The 15,877-nt window shown below is 71.2% G+C and carries 17 protein-coding genes; 4 read left to right on the top strand and 13 right to left on the bottom strand.

Annotation, left to right across the window (positions count from 1 at the left end; translation table 11 throughout):
- Positions 1 to 21: 21 nt before the first annotated feature.
- The 10 genes from metX to ccmA form a co-directional block, all read right to left on the bottom strand.
- Positions 22 to 1,134, bottom strand: coding sequence for a homoserine O-acetyltransferase MetX (metX, locus tag JR064_RS01010; protein WP_206228512.1), 1,113 nt, complete (start codon positions 1,132 to 1,134; stop codon positions 22 to 24).
- Between the two features lie 200 nt (positions 1,135 to 1,334).
- A complete protein-coding gene (locus tag JR064_RS01005; RefSeq protein ID WP_206228511.1) occupies positions 1,335 to 2,411 on the bottom strand; it encodes a c-type cytochrome biogenesis protein CcmI/CycH in 1,077 nt (358 codons plus the stop codon).
- A gap of 4 nt (positions 2,412 to 2,415) precedes the next feature.
- Entirely contained in the window at positions 2,416 to 2,862 is a 447-nt protein-coding gene (locus JR064_RS01000) for a cytochrome c-type biogenesis protein (protein WP_191824613.1), read from the bottom strand.
- Entirely contained in the window at positions 2,859 to 3,461 is a 603-nt protein-coding gene (locus JR064_RS00995) for a DsbE family thiol:disulfide interchange protein (RefSeq protein WP_206228510.1), read from the bottom strand. The genes JR064_RS01000 and JR064_RS00995 overlap by 4 nt, the downstream gene beginning before the upstream one ends.
- Positions 3,461 to 5,395 (bottom strand): heme lyase CcmF/NrfE family subunit, encoded by a 1,935-nt coding sequence (locus JR064_RS00990; protein WP_206228509.1) that lies wholly within the window; start codon positions 5,393 to 5,395, stop codon positions 3,461 to 3,463. Before JR064_RS00990 ends, JR064_RS00995 begins: the two co-directional genes overlap by 1 nt.
- A 123-nt stretch (positions 5,396 to 5,518) precedes the next feature.
- On the bottom strand, positions 5,519 to 5,971 hold the full coding sequence (ccmE, locus tag JR064_RS00985; protein WP_206228508.1) for a cytochrome c maturation protein CcmE: 453 nt from the start codon (positions 5,969 to 5,971) through the stop codon (positions 5,519 to 5,521).
- Positions 5,968 to 6,141 (bottom strand): heme exporter protein CcmD, encoded by a 174-nt coding sequence (locus JR064_RS00980; protein WP_003474125.1) that lies wholly within the window; start codon positions 6,139 to 6,141, stop codon positions 5,968 to 5,970. The genes ccmE and JR064_RS00980 overlap by 4 nt, the downstream gene beginning before the upstream one ends.
- Entirely contained in the window at positions 6,138 to 6,887 is a 750-nt protein-coding gene (gene ccmC, locus JR064_RS00975) for a heme ABC transporter permease CcmC (protein ID WP_206228507.1), read from the bottom strand. Before ccmC ends, JR064_RS00980 begins: the two co-directional genes overlap by 4 nt.
- Positions 6,888 to 7,002: 115 nt before the next feature.
- Positions 7,003 to 7,698, bottom strand: a complete 696-nt coding sequence (ccmB, locus tag JR064_RS00970; protein ID WP_206228506.1) for a heme exporter protein CcmB — start codon at positions 7,696 to 7,698, stop codon at positions 7,003 to 7,005.
- Positions 7,695 to 8,342 carry a heme ABC exporter ATP-binding protein CcmA gene (gene ccmA, locus JR064_RS00965; protein WP_047324868.1) on the bottom strand — a complete coding sequence of 216 codons (648 nt, stop codon included), beginning with the start codon at positions 8,340 to 8,342 and terminating at the stop codon, positions 7,695 to 7,697. Before ccmA ends, ccmB begins: the two co-directional genes overlap by 4 nt.
- Positions 8,343 to 8,560: 218 nt before the next feature.
- On the opposite strand from ccmA, the gene JR064_RS00960 reads away from it, so the two are divergent.
- The 3 genes from JR064_RS00960 (at position 8,561) to JR064_RS00950 (ending at position 11,173) form a co-directional block, all read left to right on the top strand.
- Positions 8,561 to 9,709: a pyridoxal phosphate-dependent aminotransferase gene (locus JR064_RS00960; protein WP_206228505.1), complete on the top strand. Its 1,149-nt coding sequence runs from the start codon at positions 8,561 to 8,563 to the stop codon at positions 9,707 to 9,709.
- A 107-nt stretch (positions 9,710 to 9,816) separates the two neighbouring features.
- Positions 9,817 to 10,647 (top strand): amidohydrolase, encoded by an 831-nt coding sequence (locus tag JR064_RS00955; RefSeq protein ID WP_206228504.1) that lies wholly within the window; start codon positions 9,817 to 9,819, stop codon positions 10,645 to 10,647.
- Between the two features lie 88 nt (positions 10,648 to 10,735).
- On the top strand, positions 10,736 to 11,173 hold the full coding sequence (locus JR064_RS00950) for a hypothetical protein (protein ID WP_179563979.1): 438 nt from the start codon (positions 10,736 to 10,738) through the stop codon (positions 11,171 to 11,173).
- Positions 11,174 to 11,254: 81 nt separating this feature from the next.
- On the opposite strand, the gene JR064_RS00945 is transcribed toward JR064_RS00950, so the two are convergent.
- Positions 11,255 to 11,947 carry a hypothetical protein gene (locus JR064_RS00945; protein WP_206228503.1) on the bottom strand — a complete coding sequence of 231 codons (693 nt, stop codon included), beginning with the start codon at positions 11,945 to 11,947 and terminating at the stop codon, positions 11,255 to 11,257.
- 298 nt (positions 11,948 to 12,245) lie between these two features.
- Between JR064_RS00945 and JR064_RS00940 the strand changes: the two genes are divergently transcribed.
- On the top strand, positions 12,246 to 12,842 hold the full coding sequence (locus JR064_RS00940) for a hypothetical protein (RefSeq protein WP_241092786.1): 597 nt from the start codon (positions 12,246 to 12,248) through the stop codon (positions 12,840 to 12,842).
- A gap of 438 nt (positions 12,843 to 13,280) precedes the next feature.
- On the opposite strand, the gene JR064_RS00935 is transcribed toward JR064_RS00940, so the two are convergent.
- Positions 13,281 to 14,843 carry a pseudouridine synthase gene (locus JR064_RS00935; protein ID WP_179563983.1) on the bottom strand — a complete coding sequence of 521 codons (1,563 nt, stop codon included), beginning with the start codon at positions 14,841 to 14,843 and terminating at the stop codon, positions 13,281 to 13,283.
- On the bottom strand, positions 14,836 to 15,861 hold the full coding sequence (scpB, locus tag JR064_RS00930; protein WP_206228502.1) for an SMC-Scp complex subunit ScpB: 1,026 nt from the start codon (positions 15,859 to 15,861) through the stop codon (positions 14,836 to 14,838). The genes JR064_RS00935 and scpB overlap by 8 nt, the downstream gene beginning before the upstream one ends.
- Positions 15,862 to 15,877: the final 16 nt, after the last annotated feature.

Raw genomic sequence — 15,877 nt, 5'->3', positions numbered from 1 at the left:
GGGCATCGCGCGTGTCGCGGCTCAGCATTGCGCCAGGAACGCGCGCACCGCAGGCCCGAAACGCGCGAAATCGACCAGGAACGCGTCGTGTCCCTGCGGCGAGTCCAGGCCCAGGAACTGCGCGTCGGCGCCGCCGGCGCGCAGGCCGTCGGCGATCTGCTGCTGTTGCTGCACCGGGAACAGGATGTCGGTGTTGGCGCCGATCGCCAGCGCGCGTTCGACGCGGATCGTCGCCAGTCCGGCCAGCACGTCGCCGCCGGCGTACTCGGCCAGGTCGAACCAGTCCATCGAGCGGCTCAGGTACAGGTAGCAGTTCGGATCGAAGCGGCGCACGAAGCGCCGCGCATGGCCTTCCAGGTAGCTTTCGACCTGGAATTCCAGGCCGAACGGATCGTCGTCGGCCTGGTCCGAATCCAGCCGCACGCGGCCGAAGCGGCCATCCCATTCCAGCGCCGAACGGTAGGTGATGACGCCCAGCTTGCGCGCCATGCGCATGCCCGATTCGGGATAGGTGGCCTCGTCGTAGTCGCCGCCGTTCCAGTTCGGGTCCAGGCGGATCGCCTCGCGCTGCAGCGAGCGGATCGCGATCGAGAACGGCAAGGCCTGCGCGCTGCCGGAGATGTTGATGTGGCTGCGCGCCAGCCCGGGATGGCGGCGCAGCAGCGCCAGCGCGGTCATGCCGCCCATCGAGTTGCCGATCAGGCACGCCAGCCGGTCGATGCCCAGCGCGCGCACCACGTGCGCGGCGGCATCGGCGACGTCCTCGATCGACAGTTCCGGGAAGCGCAGGCGATACGGTCGCGCGTCGTCCGGATCCGGCGAGGCCGGGCCGGTCGAGCCCTTGCAGCTGCCCAGCGAATTCACGCAGATCACGAACCAGCGCTGCGTATCGATCGGCTTGCCGGCGCCGAGCATCGCTTCCCACCAGCCGGGGCTGGGATCGTCGGCATGCGCGGCGGCATGCGCGTCGGGCGACAGGCCGGTGACGATCAGGATCGCATTGCTGCGGTCCGCCGCCAGCGTGCCCCAGGTTTCGTAGGCGACGCGCGCATCGCGCAGCTGGCCGCCGCGCTTCATCGGGAACGGCGAGGGCAGGGCGAGGAAGCGGCTGCCGGGAGGAATGAATTCGGTCATGCGCCGATTCTAGCCGTGCCGCGGCGGACGCGGCGTGCGTGCGCGTGCCCGGCGAAGGAGACGCGTAGACGAAGCCAGCAACGAGCGGCGCTCCTGTAGGAGCGGCTTCAGCCGCGACAGGCATTTTCCGCAACCGACATGTCCCTCGCGCCGGTGTCGCGGCTGAAGCCGCTCCTACAGGAGAACCCGGGCGCGCCGCATCATGGCGTCCCGATCACCAACTCCACCGGTGTCGCCGTCGGCAGCGTCACCGTCACCGGCGCCGATTCCAGGTCGCCTTCCTGGCGCATCGCGTTGCCGCTGTTCGAGAGCCGCGCCAGCACCTGCACTTGCTTGAGCTGCGACAGCTTCTGCGTCGGCATCGGGCTGTCGCTGTCGCTCAGGGTCACGCGCAGCGGCAGCGACTGCAGCGCATGCTTCTGCACCGCGACCGGCATCGGCGGGCCGCCGGGCACGCGCGCGATGACGAACACGCTGGCGTCGCCGCGCAGGCGCACGCGTGCGGCGAAGTCCGGATCCAGCGACACCGCAACGGTGAGCGTGCCGGCAGCGGCGGATGCAGACGAGGCGGCGGGGTTCGGCGCAGCCGTTGCGCTTGCCGCGGCCGTCGCCGTTGCGGTTGGCGCAGCGGCCGGCAGCGCCGGCAACCCGGCATCGGCACGCGCCGCGTCGATCTGCGGGCGCAGCGCGGCGGCGGTAGCGGCATCCACGCGTGGCAGCAGTGCTTCCCAGGTCGCGGCGGCCTCGGCATGCTGGCCGCGCTGGCGCTGCGCGATGCCCAGGAACCAGGCCGCGCGTTCGTTGTTCGGTTCGACCTGCAAGGCATGCCGCAGCCAGGCGACGCCTTGCGCATCGAACTGGCGCTGCGGCGTGGCCAGCGCGCGCGCTTCGGCCGCCTGCACCAGCCATTGCGCTTCGTCCGGCGCCAGCTGCACCGCGCGTGCGAACGCGGCGGCGGCCTCGTTGGGGCGGCCCAGCGACATCTGCGAGCGCGCCAGCAGCGCCCAGCCTTCGGCGCGACCTGGATCCTTGGCCAGCGCCGCCTGCAACTGCGCCACGCCGTCTTCCAGATTGCGCGGCGCTTCGCGGTTCTGCGCCTGCAGCGCGCGCGGCGTGCCGACCAGCGCATACAGCGCGGCGGCGGCCACGCCCAGCGCCAGCGCCGCAACGGCGAGCAGCGGCGCGCCGCCGCGGCTGCGCCGCAACGGCCACAGCACCGCGCCGAACACGAGCGCGGCCAGCACCGCGGCGGCGGCATGCATGCCCCAGCTCAGCATCGCCTCACCATTCCTGTTCCTCCTGCGCCGGCGGCGCAGCGCCGGCCGGCGCGCGGCGGCGCACCACCCAGACCACGAGCAGGGCACCGGCGCCGAGCAGCAGCAACGGCCCGAACCACAGCAGCCAGGTGCGCGCTTCCACCTGCGGCCGGTACAGCACGAATTCGCCGTAGCGATCGACCAGGAAGCGCTTGATCTCCGCGTCCGAACGTCCCTGCTGCATCAGTTGCAGCACTTCGCGGCGCAGGTCCAGCGCGATCTGCGCATGCGAGTCGGCCAGCGACTGGTTCTGGCACTGCACGCAGCGCAGTTCGGCGGTCAGCGCATGGAAGCGCGCTTCCTCGGCCGCCGAGCGGTACGCCAGCGGTGTCGGGTCGGCCACCGGCTGCGCGCCGGCATGCCCGGCGCAAGCCAGCAGCACCAGCAGCAGCGCGAGCCAACGACGCGTCACGGTGCGGCCCGGCCCTGCTTGGCGGTCGGCGCGTCGCGTTCGGCCTGCAACAGCGCCGGCAGCAGTTCGTCCTGCACGATCTGGTCGGTCAATGCGCCGGAATGCTTCCAGCGCACCACGCCGCGCGCATCGACCAGGAAAGTCTCCGGCGCCGCGGCCACGCCCCAGTCGATCGCGGTGCGCCCGTCCGGATCGAACAGCACCACGAAGAACGGATTGCCCAACTGCTCCAGCCAGTGCAGCGCGTCTTCGCGGGTGTCCTTCCAGTCGTAGCCGATCACCCGCACGCGCTTGGTCAGCGCGAAGCGGGTCAGCACCGGGTGTTCCTCGCGGCAGGTGGCGCACCAGCTGCCCCACACGTTGAGCACATACGGCGCGCCGCGCAGTTCGGCGCTGCGCACGCGGATCGACCCATCGTGCAGTACCGGCAGGTCGAACGCCGGCGCCGGCTTGCCGATCAGCGCCGACGGCAGCGCATCGCGATCGGCCACCCCGGAACGTTGCACCGCGTAGAACATCAGCGCCAGCAGGCCGAGGAAGAACAGGGCGCCGAGCACGATGGCGGCGAGCGGCAGGCGGCGTGGAGCGGGAGCGGACATCAGGATTTCTCCGGGGAACGACGGAAGCGCCGGTCGCCGGCGGTGACGAAGCCACCCAGCGCCATCAGCGCCGCGCCGAGCCAGATCCAGCGAACGAACGGTTTGACATGCAGGCGCATCGCCCAGGCGTTGCCGCCCAGCGGTTCGCCCAGGGCGATATAGACGTCGCCGAACAGGCCGGGATGGATGCCGGCCTCGCTCAGGCTCTGCCCGCCGCTGGCGTAGACGCGTTTTTCCGGATGCAGCAGCGCCAGCGGGCGGTCGTCGCGCAGCACCTGCACGTGCGCGCGTTCGGACAGGTAGTTGGGGCCGCGGATCTGGTCCAGGCTCTGGAATTCGAAGCGGTAGCGGCCCATCTGCAGGCTCTGCCCCGGCGCCAGCGCCACCTCGCGTTGCTGGTCCAGCGCTTCCACCAGCAGCGCGCCGGTCAGGAACACGGCGATGCCGGCGTGGGCCAGGGTCATGCCCAGCATCTCGGCGGTGAAGCGGCTGCCCTTGAGCTGGAAGCGGCTCCACACGAAACGCGCGGTGCCGAGCAGCACCCAGGCCGCGCCGGCCACGCCGGCGGCGGTCTTCCACGGTCCCTGCGGCGCCAGGAAGAAGCCGAGCACGCCGGCCAGCAGCGCCAGCCCGGCCCACGGCGCCAGCAGCGCCAGCGGCCGCGACGGCTGTTCGCGCTGCCAGCGGGTCAGCGGACCGAACGGCAGCAGCGCCACCAGCGGCGCCATCAGCACCACGAACAGGGTGCCGAAGTAGGGCGGGCCGACCGACAGCTTGCCCAGCCCCAGCGCGTCGGCCAGCAGCGGATACAGCGTGCCCAGCAGCACCATCGCGCAGGCGCAGGTCAGCAGCAGGTTGTTGGCCAGCAGCAGGGTCTCGCGCGAGGACGCGGCGAAGCGCTGGCGTTCGTCGCCGGCGCTGGCGCCGATGCGCCCGCCGCGCAGCGCGTACAGCAGCAGCGCGCCGCCGCACACCAGGCTCAGGAACACCAGGATGAACAACCCGCGGCCGGGATCGGCGGCGAACGAATGCACGCTGGTCAACACGCCCGAACGCACCAGGAACGTGCCCAGCAGCGACAGCGAGAACGCGGCGATCGCCAGCAGCAGCGTCCACGCGGTGAAGCTGCCGCGCTTTTCGGTCACCGCCTGCGAATGCAGCAGCGCCGCGCCGGCCAGCCACGGCATGAAGCTGGCGTTCTCCACCGGGTCCCAGAACCACCAGCCGCCCCAGCCCAGCTCGTAGTACGCCCACCAGCTGCCCAGCGCGATGCCGATGGTCAGGAAACCCCAGGCCACATTGGTCCATGGCCGCGTCCAGCGCAGCCAGCGCGCATCGACATGGCCGTCGAGCAGCGCGGCGATCGCGAACGCGAACGGCACCGCGAAGCCGACGTAGCCCGCGTACAGCAGCGGCGGGTGGATCACCAGGCCCGGATCCTGCAGCAGCGGATTGAGGTCGCGGCCTTCCAGCGGCGCGGGCAGCAGCCGCGCGAAGGGGTTGGAGGTGAATAGCAGGAACGCCAGAAACCCCAGGCTGACCAGCGCCAGCGTGCCGATCACCCGCGCCACCACCGGCGCCGGCAGGCTGCGCGAGAACAGCGCCACCGCGCCGGTCCACAGCGCCAGGATCAGCGTCCACAGCAGCAGCGAGCCTTCGTGCGCGCCCCATACCGCCGAATAGCGGTAGATCAGCGGCAGCAGCGAGTTGGAATTCTCGGCCACGTAGGCCACCGAGAAATCCTGCACCAGGAACGCGTGGGTCAGCACCGCGAAGGCGCCGGCGACCAGCGCCAGCTGCGCGAACGCGGCCGGCCGCGCCACCGCCATCCAGCGTGCGTCGCCGCGCTGCGCGCCGGCCAGCGGCACCGCCGCCTGCAGCAGCGCGGCGAGCAGCGCCAGGATCAGCAGGACTTGGCCGAGTTCAGGGAGCATGAGGCGTGCGCCGGGACGCGGGACCCGGGACCCGGGACACGGAAAAGCGAACGCTCAGGCCGCGCGCGGTCTCGCTGTTACGAGTCCCGGGTCCCGAGTCCCGAGTCCCGCAGAAAACTCCAGTCACCGCGCCGCCTCCGCCACATCGTGCTTGCGATGCGCGCTGCCCATCTTGTCTTCCAGTTCCTTGGGCATGTAGGTCTCGTCGTGCTTGGCCAGCACGTCCTCGGCCACGAACACGCCGCCGTGCATGCGGCCGGTGGCCACCACCGCCTGGCCTTCGCGGAACAGGTCGGGCAGGATCCGGTCGTAGCTGACGGTCAGCTGCGCATCGCCGTCGGTGACCCGGAACCGCGCCAGCAACGAGCCGGGCGCGCGCTGGAACGAGCCTTTCTCGACCATGCCGCCGAGGCGGAAACGCGCGTGCTCGGCGGTCTTGCCGGCCAGCACTTCGGCCGGGGTGTACAGGTAGGCGGTATTGCGCTGCAGGGCCATCGCCACCAGCGTGGTGGTCAGGCCGGCGGCCAGCACCAGCACCATCAACAGCAGCAGGCGGCGCTTGCGTTGCGGGGTCATCGGCTCAGGTCCAGCGTGGCCGGGTCGGGCTTGGGCTGCTGCTTGCGTTGCGCGCGCAGTCGCGCCGCGCGCAGGGCGCCGCGCAGCTGCAGCCGCGCCAGCACGAAGTCGGCCAGCAGCACGCCGACGAACACCGCATAGGCGCCGATCACGTAGGGCAGGTAATTCATCCGCGCGCCTCCGCCAGTTTCGCCACCCAGTCCTTGCCGGCCTCGCGGCGCAGGTTGTCGGCGCGCGCGCGCGCCAGCAGCGAGCCGGCGAACCAGAACTTGGTCGCCGCCACCATCAGCCACAGCGGCGGCAGCATGCTCGGGTCCATGCTCGACTGGCCGAACAGGCTGATGGTTTGGCCCTGGTGCAGCGAGTTCCACCACACCACCGAATAGCGGATCACCGGCAGCAGCACCACGCCGACGATGGCCAGCAGCCCGGCCGCGCGCGCGGCGTTGCGGCGGTCCTCGATCGCCAGGTACAGGCCCATCACCCCGATGTACAGGAACAGCAGGATCAGTTCGGTGGTCAGGCGCGGATCCCAGTCCCACCAGGCGCCCCACATCGGCTTGCCCCAGATGCTGCCGGTCAGCAGGGTGATCACGGTGAAGGCGGCGCCGATCGGCGCGCAGGCCATCGCCAGCACCTCGCACAGCTTGATCCGCCAGACCTGCGCGATCGCCGCGTACAGCGCCATCAGCCCGAACACGAACAGGCTCATCCACGCGCTGGGCACGTGGATGTAGAGAATGCGGAAGGCGTCGCTCTGCAGGCGGTCGGCCGGTACCACGAACAGCGCCTGCCAGATCCCCAGCCCGCCCAGCAGCAGCGCGGCCAGATAGCACCATGGCGTCCAGCGCGCGGCGAAGCGGTCGAAGGCGGGGGGCGAACCGAGTTGGTGGAACCAGCGGACGACGGAGGACATGCGGTCGATTCTAGCGGGCGGGGGGCTTGCTACGGTGCGGCGACAGCGGTGCGACGATGGACCAGGACAACACGATGGTACGGCCCGCGCGGCGCTGGCGCTGCGCCAAATGCGCTCAGCTCAACGAGATGCGGATCGCCGCCGCCGCCGCCAGCGGCGCCAGCACCAGTCCCAGCACCAGCCCGGCCGCCAGCAGCAGCAGGCCGCCGCCGGGATCCAGGCCCTGCGCCGCGGCCGCCACGCTGCCGGCACCGAACACCAGCACCGGCACGTACAGCGGCAGCGCCAGCAGCGCGACCAGGATCCCGGCGCGCTTCATGCTCACCGTCAGCGCCGCCACGACTGCGCCGATCAGGCTCAGCAGCGGCGTGCCCAGCGCCAACGATGCCAGCAGCACCGGCATGCGGTCATGCGGCAGGTGCAGCAATTCGCCGAGCAGCGGGGTGGCCACGATCAGCGGCAGCGCGGTGGTCAGCCAGTGCAGCAGCACCCGCACCAGCACCAGCCAGGCCAGCGGCACCGGCGCCAGCAGCCACTGTTCCAGCGAGCCGTCCTCGGCGTCGCCGCGGAACAGGCTGTCCAGCGCCAACAGCCCGGCCAGCAGCGCCGCCAGCCACAGCGCGGCGCCGGCGACCTCGCCGAGGAGGCGCGGCTGGTTGCCCAGCGCCAGCGCGAACAGGGCCACGATCAGCAACGCGAACAGCGCCGGCTGCAGCGCGTCGCCGCGGCGCCGCCACAGCAGGCGCAGATCGCGCAGCAACAGCGCGCGGGTGGCCTGCCACAGCGAGGGAACCGGTGCGGCCAGGCTCATGCGGCCACCCCGCTCAGGCTCAGCATGCGCGTGCGCACCGGCGGCGCGGCGTAGGCGCCGTGGGTGGTGACCAGCGCCGCGCCGCCGCTGCGCAGGTGCGCGGCGATCATCCGGTTGACCAGGGTGATGCCGTCCAGGTCGAGGTTGGCGTAGGGTTCGTCGAGCAGCCACAGCGGCGCCGGCGACAGCCACACCCGGGCCAGCGCCAGGCGCTTCTTCTGTCCGGCCGACAGCTGCCGCACCAGGGTGTCCTCGTAGCCGGCCAGGCCGACGATGGCCAGCGCGCTGCCCGGCATCTGCTTGGCGCGGCGGCCCTGCAGGCCGCACAGGTAGTGCAGGTTCTCCAGGGTGCTCAGGTCCGCCTTCAGCGCGCCCAGGTGGCCCAGGTAGGCCATGTAGCGCGCGCGGTCGCCGCGGCGCACCGGGCGGCCGTCGATCTCGATGCGTCCGGCCTCCGCGCGCAGCAGCCCGACCAGCACCCGCAGCAGGGTGGTCTTGCCGGCGCCGTTGTCGCCCTGCACCAGCAGCGCCTCGCCCGCATCCAGATGGAAGTCCAGCGGGCCGAACACGGCGGCGTCGTCGCGGGCGAAGGTGAGCCCGTGCGCGGCCAGCAGCGGCGGCGGGGAATGCAGCGGATCGGTCATCGGCGGAATGCCGCGCCGGGACGGGCGCGGCGGCAGGCGGTGGGTGCGGGAGCCGCGCATTGTATCGGCATGCGGCCACCCGGCGCGGGCGCCGCCGCGGCGCCGGCGGCGCCGGCCCAATGGGCCGCGCGAAGAACGCTGTTTTGCGCGGCGGCGACGCATCGCCGGCAAGCGGCTTTGCGTACACTCGACGCTTTCCCGCTCCCGTACCCGGACGCATGCACCCGCAGACCAAGCTGCCCAAGGTGGGCACCACCATCTTCACCGTGATGTCGCAACTGGCCGCCGAGCACGGCGCGGTCAACCTGGGCCAGGGCTTTCCCGACTTCGCCGCGCCAGCGCGGTTGATCGACACCCTTGCCCAGGCGATGCGCGACGGCCACAACCAGTATCCGCCGATGACCGGGGTGCCGGTGCTGCGCCAGGCGATCGCCGGCAAGGCGCTGCGCTGCTATGGCGCGCAGGTCGATCCCGACACCGAGGTCACCGTGACCAGCGGTGCCACCGAGGCACTGTTCAACGCCATCCACGCGGTGGTGCGGCCGGGCGAGGAAGTGATCGTGCTGGATCCGGCCTACGACAGCTACGAGCCGGCGATCGACCTGGCCGGCGCGCGCGCGGTGCACGTGCCGCTGGACCCGCAAAGCTTCGCGGTGGACTGGGAGCGGGTGCGCGCGGCGATCACCCCGCGCACGCGGCTGCTGATCCTCAACAGCCCGCACAACCCGTCCGGCGCGATGCTCGGCGCCGACGACCTGCAGGCGGTGGCCGACCTGCTGCGCGGCAGCGATATCTTCCTGATCTCCGACGAGGTCTACGAGCACATCGTGTTCGACGGCCGCCGCCACGAATCGGTGCTGCGCTGGCCGGAACTGCGCGAGCGCGCCTTCGTCGTCTCCAGCTTCGGCAAGACCTACCACTGCACCGGCTGGAAGATCGGCTACGCGATCGCGCCGCCGGCGCTGAGCGCCGAATTCCGTAAGGTCCACCAGTACAACACCTTCACCAGCTTCGGCCCGGCCCAGTACGCCTTCGCCGCGATGATCCGCGACGAACCCGAGCACGACGAGCAACTGGGCGCGTTCTACCAGGCCAAGCGCGACCGCTTCCGCGAACAGCTGCTGACCACCCGGCTCAAGCCATTGCCGGTGCCGGGCGGCTACTTCCAGCTGGTCGACTATTCGGCCATCAGCGACCTGCCCGACACCGAGTTCGTGAAGTGGCTGACCATCGAGAAGGGGGTGGCGGCGATCCCGCTGTCGCCGTTCTACCAGACCCCGCCGCCGGGCCAGCGCCTGGCCCGGCTGTGCTTCGCCAAGAACGAAGCGACGCTGGATGCGGCGATCGAGCGGTTGCGCGCGCTGTAGGCGCGCGAAGCCGTTGGGAACGGGGAAACGGGAATGGGGAATGGTGAAAAGCGGCTGTTGCGCTTAGCCTGTGCCGATTCCCTATTCTCCTTTCCCGATTCCCGGCAATGAACGATCTCCGCATCTCCCTGATCCAAGGCGACACCCGCTGGCACGATCCGGCCGGCAATCGCGCGCACTACGCCGAGCTGCTGGCGCCGCTGGCCGGGGCGACCGATCTGGTGATCCTGCCGGAAACCTTCACCAGCGGTTTCTCCAACGAGGCGCTGGACCAGGCCGAGGGCATGGACGGGCCGACCGTGGCCTGGATCCGCGAGCAGGCGGCGCGGCTGGGGGCGGCGGTGACCGGCAGCGTGCAGTTGCGCGTGCCCGGCGAGGACGGCGCCGCAAAGGTGTTCAACCGCCTGCTGTGGGCCACGCCCGACGGCGCACTGCAGCACTACGACAAGCGCCACCTGTTCCGCTACGCCAACGAGCACCAGCGCTATGCCGCCGGGCGCGAGCGGCTGTGCGTGGACTGGAAGGGCTGGCGGATCAATCCGCAGGTCTGCTACGACCTGCGTTTCCCGGTGTTCTGCCGCAACCGCTACGACGTCGAGCGCCCCGGCCAGCTCGACTTCGACCTGCAGATCTTCGTCGCCAACTGGCCGTCGGCGCGCGCCTACCCGTGGCGCACCCTGCTGCGCGCGCGCGCGATCGAGAACCTGTGCTTCGTGGCCGCGGTCAACCGGGTGGGCGAGGACGGCAACGGCCTGCACTATGCCGGCGACAGCGCGGTGATCGACTTCCTCGGCCAGCCGCAGCTGGAGATCCGCGAGCGCGAGCAGGTGGCCACCACCACCATCTCGGCGGCGGCGCTGGCCGCGCACCGCGCGCGCTTCCCGGCGATGCTCGACGCCGACGCCTTCAGCCTCGGGGCGCCCAACGCCGATCGCTGAACGGCGCCATGCCGTGCCGCGATCGCTGACGCCGTCTTGCATGGCGCGCTGCTAGGCTCGGCGCGTTTCCCATCCACGGAGCGTCGCCATGTACAACAAACTGTTGACCACCGCCGCGCTGCTCGCCGGCATCGCCTTCATGCCGCAGGCGCATGCCGCCGGCAACATCGATTGCCAGCTGCGCTTCAATCTGTCCGGCTGGTCGGTGTTCTACAAGACCGCCACCGGCACCGGCACCATCACCTGCGACAACGGCTCCAAGATCCCGGTCAAGATCAGCGCCAAGGGCGGCGGCCTGAGCGTGGGCAAGTCGAAGATCGTCGACGGCCGCGGCCGGTTCACCGGCGCCTACACGCTCAACGACCTGTTCGGCACCTACGCGACCGCCGAGGCGCATGCCGGCGCGGCCAAGTCTTCCGACGCGCAGGTCATGACCAAGGGCGATATCTCGCTGGCCCTGGCCGGCACCGGCAAGGGCTGGGACCTGGGCGTGGCGGTCGGCGGTTTCACCATCGAGCGGCGCTGAGCCGCGCGGCGCCGTCTGCGATCGCAGCGGCGCCAGGGCGCTTCGGCTTCCCGCAGGAGGCCGCAGCGCCGGCAGGTCCGCTCACTGCTGAGCGAACACCCAGGCCAGCTGGCCGCGCACCGGTTCCTTGGCGGCCAGCGCCTGCGCGTACAGCGTACGCGCGGCCCAGCAGACGTCGGCGTCGCTGGCCTGCGCCATCTGCGGCAGCACCTTCAACAGGCGCTGCTGCTGATCGGCGGGCAGGGCGCCGATCAGGCTGGTCATCGCCGCCTGCACATCGGCCGGCGCCACGGTCTGCGGCGGCGTGTTGCTCAACTGCGCATCGGTCGCCTTGAGCGAAATCTCGAACCATTGATCGATCTGCGCCGGCGGCAGCGTCTCCAGCCCCTGCAGCATCGCCGCGCTCATCGCCTGCGCGTCGTTCGGGTTGCCGCCGCGGGCCAGCAGCGCGCACTTGGGCACGTCCACTTTTTCGCTGACCGCGGCAAGGATTTCCAGGCGCTGTTCCAGCGTGGCATGGTCCAGCCGGGTGATGCCCTTCTGCGCCAGCTCGAAGCCGGCGCGCTGTGCCTGCGCCTTGTCGCCCTGCTTGAGCAGCGCGACATAGCGCGGATCGTTGACCAGCTTGCGCAGCATGCGGTCGAACGGCTCGTGCAGCGGCGAGCTCTTGGGGTAGGGGTTCTGCGCGGCGGCGACTTCTTCCTGCACCTTCTTGCACGCGCCCAGGCTCAGCACGGCGGCGATCAACAGGGGCAGCAGTATCTTCCGTGACATGGAATCTCCGATCGGTAGAGGCGCCGCCGCGGAAGTGGGCAGCTCAGGACGCCCAGGATATCGGCTTCGCCGCTTTTGCGCATCGGCGCCTCGGGCGTGCGGCCATGCGCGGATGCCGCAGCGGGCCTTGGCGCCATGCGCGTCATGTCCCGGCTGTGCGGACCAAGACCTATCGCATCGAACGCTTGTTCGTAGCCAGCCGCTTGCCGTGGCAAGATCGCGACCGACATCGGGCGGATGCGCATGCCGCAGGCAGGAGAGGCGATCGATGAGCAGGATCGGGCTGGCCGTTGTGTTCATGGCGCTGCTGTCGGCGCGCGACGCGTCTGCAGCCGGGCAGGGCATGCAAGCCTGCGAGGTCGACAGGCCCAGGCTGCTGGCCCTGGATCAGCAGCAGTTCGATCAGGACGTGCGCGATGGCGGCGGCGGTTGGCGCGCCATTGCGGCGCGTCCCGGCTGCGAAACGGCCGCTGCCGATCTGATCCGCGACTACAGGAAGGCGCATCCCGACGACGCCAGTCTTCTCTATTGGCATGAGGGACAGCTGCGCGCGTTCGCCGGCGACTATCCCGCCGCGATGGCGCTGATGCAGGCGTCCAAGAAGCCTGCATCGCAGGATCCTGCCGGATGGAATCCGTATGTCGATGCGACGATGGCGTTCCTCGCCCACGACCAGAAGGGCCTGGCAGCGGCGAAGAAGGCGCTGGACGCGGTGCCGCCGTCGCCGGACCTGCCGCCGTTGAAGGATGGAGTCATCGAGCTGCCGATGCAGGATGGGCAGGTGATCAAGATGCGCTGGCCGCCGAATGCGGACGTCGTCGAAGGGCTGGCGCGGTGCATGGAGAAATCCTACGCCGTGGCCTACAGCCAGGAATGCCGGGCAGGCTCGCCTTAGGGCGTGGCATCCACCAGCAGGTCGCGCCGCGCTTGCGCGTGCATGGGGCAAAAGCCAGCAAGGGAACCCACGTGTCCGTGCCAGAGCGCTGATGCGGCAGCGCGCATGCGCAACAGCGGCCCTGCGGATTGGGCTTTTCGGGCGCCAGCCGACACCGCGCGGCTAGACGACCCGAGCGCCCGTCGGGCGCTGCGACCCAGTGCCGGCCGGCGCCCCGGCAGACCCGGCGACTGACTCGGCAACCGACGGCACGCCCTGGCCGGCGGCACCGCGGCGCGCGTCTGCGACGGCATCGCCTGCTCGATCTCCCGCTGGCCGCCTTGGCGGGCGGGATCCGGCAGCGCCTGCCGCATCTGCGCCCAGCAAAAAGGGCGCCGCATGCGCAGGCGCCCTTGGTCTTGGCTGCTGGGCCGGCAGCGGGTGCCGGCCGCGTGGTACTCAGCCGCCGCCGCGCGGACCGCGGTTGCCGCCACCGGGGCGACCGCCGCCGCCCGGACGCCCGCCGCCGGGGCGGTTGCCGCCGGGACGACCACCGGGGCCGCCCGGACCGCGCTTCTGCCCGTCGGCGCGCGGGCCGGCCGGACGCGCAGAGCGCGGTGCCGCGCCGTACGGGCTGAAGCCGGGGTTGGCATGGTCGGACGGGAAGCTGGGCGCATTGCCCGGGTGCCCGTACGGGTGCGCCTTGCGCTGGCCCTGTCCCTGGCCGCCGCGGCCCTGGCCTGCGCCCTGGCCGGCACCGGCGCCGGCGGGGCGCGGCTTGCCATAGGGACGACCCTGGCCTTGCCCCTGGCCCGGACCACGGGCAGCGGCGGGACCGGCATTGCGGTGGCCGGTCGGACCGGTGCTGACGCCGTCGGGCACGTACCAGGTGCGGAACGCGGCGGGGTTGCCGTCCGGCAGCGGCTTGGGCCCCTTCGGGGTGCGCTGCTTGAACGGCTTCTGCGCCTGCTGGGCGGCCATCTCGCCGCTGACGGTCAGCCCGCCGTGCGGCTTCTTGCCGCCGCGGCCGCGGCCGCGGTCCTCGCGGAAGTTGTCGAAGCGGCGCAGCTCGCGGCCTTCGTCGGCGACGTTGTGGCCGTTGACGTAGGCATTGCCGCCGCGGCCGACCTGCACGGTGGCCTTGGCCGCCTTGCGCTGGCCGATCACCGGCTGCAGGGTCAGCGCCGACGGGGTGCCTTCTTCCAGCTTCAGTTCGGCGCGCAGCGCCTCGACCTTGTCCTGCGCCAGCTCCAGCGACTGCCCGCGCAGCAGCTCGCGCGGCAGGCCCACCTTGCCGTAGCGGGTGCGCTTGAGGCGGCTGACCTGGCAACCCTGCGATTCCCACAGCCGGCGCACTTCGCGGTTGCGGCCTTCCTTGACCACGACGCGGAACCAGTCGTGCGAATCGGTGCCGCCGATGCGTTCGATCTCGTCGAACTTGGCGCCGCCGTCTTCCAGCAGCACGCCGCGCGAGAGGCGCTCGACCATGCTGTCGGGCACCTTGTCCTCGCCTTCCGGGGCGCGCACGCGCACCACGTACTCGCGCTCGATCTCGTAGGACGGATGCATCATCGCGTTGGCCATCTCGCCATCGGTGGTCAGCAGCAGCAGGCCGGTGGTGTTGATGTCCAGGCGGCCGATGGCGATCCAGCGCGCGCCCTTCAATGCCGGCAGCGCCTCGAAGATGGTCGGGCGGCCTTCGGGGTCTTCGCGCGTGGTCACTTCGCCTTCGGGCTTGTTGTAGATCAGCACGCGCGCCGGCTCGGTCAGCGCGCTGGCGACGAAGCTGCGGCCGTCCAGCTCGATCCTGTCGCCGCTCTTGACCGACATGCCGGTCTGCGCGACCTCGCCGTTGACCTTGACCAGGCCGTCGGCGATGCGCTGCTCCAGCGCGCGGCGCGACCCCAGGCCGGCCTGCGCCAGGACCTTGTGCAGGCGTTCTTCCAGTTTCGGCTGCTCGCCGGCGGCATCGCGCTTGAGCGAGAGCTTGTTCAACGACAGCTTGCGGGAGGTGTCACTCATTTACTTGGCTCCGGCCGGCGCGGGGTGCGTCGGCCTGTGGTTCGGAATCGGCATCGTCAACAGCCACGGTCGTCGTCGCGACGGCGTTGTCTTCGGCTTCGTTCGCATCCGCCGCGCGCTCGCCCGGCGCGGCTTCGGGTTCGCCCGTCGGGGCGGTGTCTGCAGACGAGGCAGTCGCCGTGGCGGCGTCTGCATCGGTCTCGCGTTCGGTATCGGTATCGCTGTGCGCTGCGGCGGTGTCGTCCGCAGCGTGCGGATCGGCTGCGCTGTCGGCTTCGGCCTTTGCTGCGTCTGGCTCGGGCGCAGTATCCGGATCGGGTGTGGTGCCGTTGTCTTCGTCGCTCGCCTCGGCGGGCGGCGCGTCGGCCGCGTCGGCATCCGCTGCCGACGTGGCTGCGTCGGCATCGGTGTCGGCATCGGCCGCTCCGGCCTGGGCCATGTCGCCGACCGGCAGGGTGTCGCGGTCCAGCTGCAGTTGCGGTTCCAGTTCGCCGATGTCCTTCAGTTCCGACAGCGGCGGCAGTTCGTCCAGGCGCTTGAGCCCGAAGTAGTCGAGGAAGCCCTTGGTGGTGCCGAACAGCGCCGGCTTGCCGGGCACGTCGCGGTGGCCGACCACGCGGATCCACTCGCGCTCTTCCAGCGCCTGGATGATGTTGCTACTGACCGCCACGCCGCGCACCTGCTCGATCTCGCCGCGGGTGATCGGCTGGCGGTAGGCGATCAGCGCCAGGGTCTCCAGCGTGGCGCGGGTGTAGCGGGTCTTGCGCTCGGTCCACAGCCGCGCCACCCACGGGTGCACCTCGCTGTTGACCTGGTAGCGGAAGCCGGAGGCCACTTCCACCAGTTCCACGCCGCGCCCGGCGCAGGCCTCGCGCAATTGCTCCAGCGCCCGCTCGATGCTGCCCGGCGGCGCCGGCTCGTCCTCGGGGAACAGGCCGTGCAGCTGGGCCAGCGGCAGCGGTTGGTTGGCGGCGAGCAGGGCGGCCTCGACGATGCGGTTGATCAGCGCTTGATCCATGCGTAAGGGGGTCTTC

This window comes from Xanthomonas bonasiae (genome assembly GCF_017163705.1).
Lineage (GTDB): Bacteria > Pseudomonadota > Gammaproteobacteria > Xanthomonadales > Xanthomonadaceae > Xanthomonas_A > Xanthomonas_A bonasiae.
This window is presented reverse-complemented; position numbering and strand designations above follow the sequence as displayed.

Coding starts and splice junctions, on each gene's coding strand:
- metX (WP_206228512.1), bottom strand. CDS start 1,134: ATGACCGAATTCATTCCTCCCGGCAGCCGCTTCCTCGCCCTGCCCTCG.
- JR064_RS01005 (WP_206228511.1), bottom strand. CDS start 2,411: ATGCTGAGCTGGGGCATGCATGCCGCCGCCGCGGTGCTGGCCGCGCTC.
- JR064_RS00995 (WP_206228510.1), bottom strand. CDS start 3,461: ATGTCCGCTCCCGCTCCACGCCGCCTGCCGCTCGCCGCCATCGTGCTC.
- JR064_RS00990 (WP_206228509.1), bottom strand. CDS start 5,395: ATGCTCCCTGAACTCGGCCAAGTCCTGCTGATCCTGGCGCTGCTCGCC.
- ccmE (WP_206228508.1), bottom strand. CDS start 5,971: ATGACCCCGCAACGCAAGCGCCGCCTGCTGCTGTTGATGGTGCTGGTG.
- JR064_RS00980 (WP_003474125.1), bottom strand. CDS start 6,141: ATGAATTACCTGCCCTACGTGATCGGCGCCTATGCGGTGTTCGTCGGC.
- ccmC (WP_206228507.1), bottom strand. CDS start 6,887: ATGTCCTCCGTCGTCCGCTGGTTCCACCAACTCGGTTCGCCCCCCGCC.
- ccmB (WP_206228506.1), bottom strand. CDS start 7,698: ATGAGCCTGGCCGCACCGGTTCCCTCGCTGTGGCAGGCCACCCGCGCG.
- ccmA (WP_047324868.1), bottom strand. CDS start 8,342: ATGACCGATCCGCTGCATTCCCCGCCGCCGCTGCTGGCCGCGCACGGG.
- JR064_RS00960 (WP_206228505.1), top strand. CDS start 8,561: ATGCACCCGCAGACCAAGCTGCCCAAGGTGGGCACCACCATCTTCACC.
- JR064_RS00955 (WP_206228504.1), top strand. CDS start 9,817: ATGAACGATCTCCGCATCTCCCTGATCCAAGGCGACACCCGCTGGCAC.
- JR064_RS00950 (WP_179563979.1), top strand. CDS start 10,736: ATGTACAACAAACTGTTGACCACCGCCGCGCTGCTCGCCGGCATCGCC.
- JR064_RS00945 (WP_206228503.1), bottom strand. CDS start 11,947: ATGTCACGGAAGATACTGCTGCCCCTGTTGATCGCCGCCGTGCTGAGC.
- JR064_RS00940 (WP_241092786.1), top strand. CDS start 12,246: ATGGCGCTGCTGTCGGCGCGCGACGCGTCTGCAGCCGGGCAGGGCATG.
- JR064_RS00935 (WP_179563983.1), bottom strand. CDS start 14,843: ATGAGTGACACCTCCCGCAAGCTGTCGTTGAACAAGCTCTCGCTCAAG.
- scpB (WP_206228502.1), bottom strand. CDS start 15,861: ATGGATCAAGCGCTGATCAACCGCATCGTCGAGGCCGCCCTGCTCGCC.